Here is a 1,049-nt window from a genome sequence, read left to right as displayed (position 1 = left end):
GCGGTCTTGAAAACCGCTAGGTGGGTCAAACCACGCGAGAGTTCGAATCTCTCATTCTCCTTATTATCGCGGGATAGAGCAGTCTGGTAGCTCGTCGGGCTCATAACCCGGAGGTCGTTGGTTCAAATCCATCTCCCGCAATTATGGTTCGTTGGTCTAGTTGGTTTAGGACGCCTGCCTGTCACGCAGGAGGTCACGAGTTCGAGTCTCGTACGAACCGCTTTAATATGGCTCGGTAGCTCAGTTGGTAGAGCAACGGATTGAAGCTCCGTGTGTCGGCAGTTCGATTCTGTCCCGCGCCATTTATTCAAATATTATTATGCGGGTATAGTTTAGTGGTAAAACCATAGCCTTCCAAGCTATTGTCGCGAGTTCGATTCTCGTTACCCGCTTTTGTAATGGGCCTATAGCTCAGTTGGTTGAGAGCGCACGCCTGATAAGCGTGAGGTCGATGGTTCGAGTCCATTTAGGCCCATTTTGGAGAAGTACTCAAGTGGCTGAAGAGGCGCCCCTGCTAAGGGTGTAGGTCGGTTTTCCGGCGCGAGAGTTCGAATCTCTCCTTCTCCGTTGCGACCCGTTGGTCAAGTGGTTTAAGACACTGCCCTTTCACGGCAGTAACATGGGTTCGAATCCCGTACGGGTCATCATTTATATTATCGCGGGATAGAGCAGTCTGGTAGCTCGTCGGGCTCATAACCCGGAGGTCGTTGGTTCAAATCCATCTCCCGCAATTATGGTTCGTTGGTCTAGTTGGTTTAGGACGCCTGCCTGTCACGCAGGAGGTCACGAGTTCGAGTCTCGTACGAACCGTATTTATAAAAGATCATCCTTATGGATAATCTTTTTTTGTTTTAAATTTTTTAGACCCGTTGGTCAAGTGGTTTAAGACACTGCCCTTTCACGGCAGTAACATGGGTTCGAATCCCGTACGGGTCATTTATTTATATGGAGAATTACCCAAGTGGCTGAAGGGGGCGGTCTTGAAAACCGCTAGGTGGGTCAAACCACGCGAGAGTTCGAATCTCTCATTCTCCTTAATAAAAAAAGAG

Annotated in this window: 11 tRNA genes; all 11 read left to right on the top strand. The window is 49.1% G+C overall.

The annotated features are described in order from the left end of the window. Positions 1–67: 67 nt before the first annotated feature. The 11 genes from C7N41_RS07605 (at position 68) to C7N41_RS07555 (ending at position 1,035) form a co-directional block, all read left to right on the top strand. A tRNA-Met gene (locus C7N41_RS07605) sits at positions 68–141 on the top strand. 4 nt (positions 142–145) lie between these two features. Beyond that, positions 146–220: transfer RNA gene (locus C7N41_RS07600), tRNA-Asp, on the top strand. Positions 221–229: 9 nt separating this feature from the next. Beyond that, positions 230–302, top strand: a tRNA-Phe gene (locus tag C7N41_RS07595). Positions 303–321: 19 nt separating this feature from the next. Beyond that, a tRNA-Gly gene (locus tag C7N41_RS07590) sits at positions 322–392 on the top strand. An 8-nt stretch (positions 393–400) separates the two neighbouring features. Continuing rightward, positions 401–475, top strand: a tRNA-Ile gene (locus C7N41_RS07585). 4 nt (positions 476–479) lie between these two features. Further along, positions 480–567: transfer RNA gene (locus C7N41_RS07580), tRNA-Ser, on the top strand. 4 nt (positions 568–571) lie between these two features. Further along, a tRNA-Glu gene (locus C7N41_RS07575) sits at positions 572–644 on the top strand. Between the two features lie 13 nt (positions 645–657). After that, positions 658–731 (top strand) — tRNA-Met (locus tag C7N41_RS07570). A gap of 4 nt (positions 732–735) precedes the next feature. After that, positions 736–810, top strand: a tRNA-Asp gene (locus C7N41_RS07565). 53 nt (positions 811–863) lie between these two features. Further along, positions 864–936 (top strand) — tRNA-Glu (locus C7N41_RS07560). 11 nt (positions 937–947) lie between these two features. Next, positions 948–1,035, top strand: a tRNA-Ser gene (locus C7N41_RS07555). Positions 1,036–1,049 lie beyond the last annotated feature (14 nt).

The organism is Apilactobacillus micheneri (assembly GCF_002993975.1).
GTDB classification, from domain to species: domain Bacteria; phylum Bacillota; class Bacilli; order Lactobacillales; family Lactobacillaceae; genus Apilactobacillus; species Apilactobacillus micheneri.
This window is presented reverse-complemented; position numbering and strand designations above follow the sequence as displayed.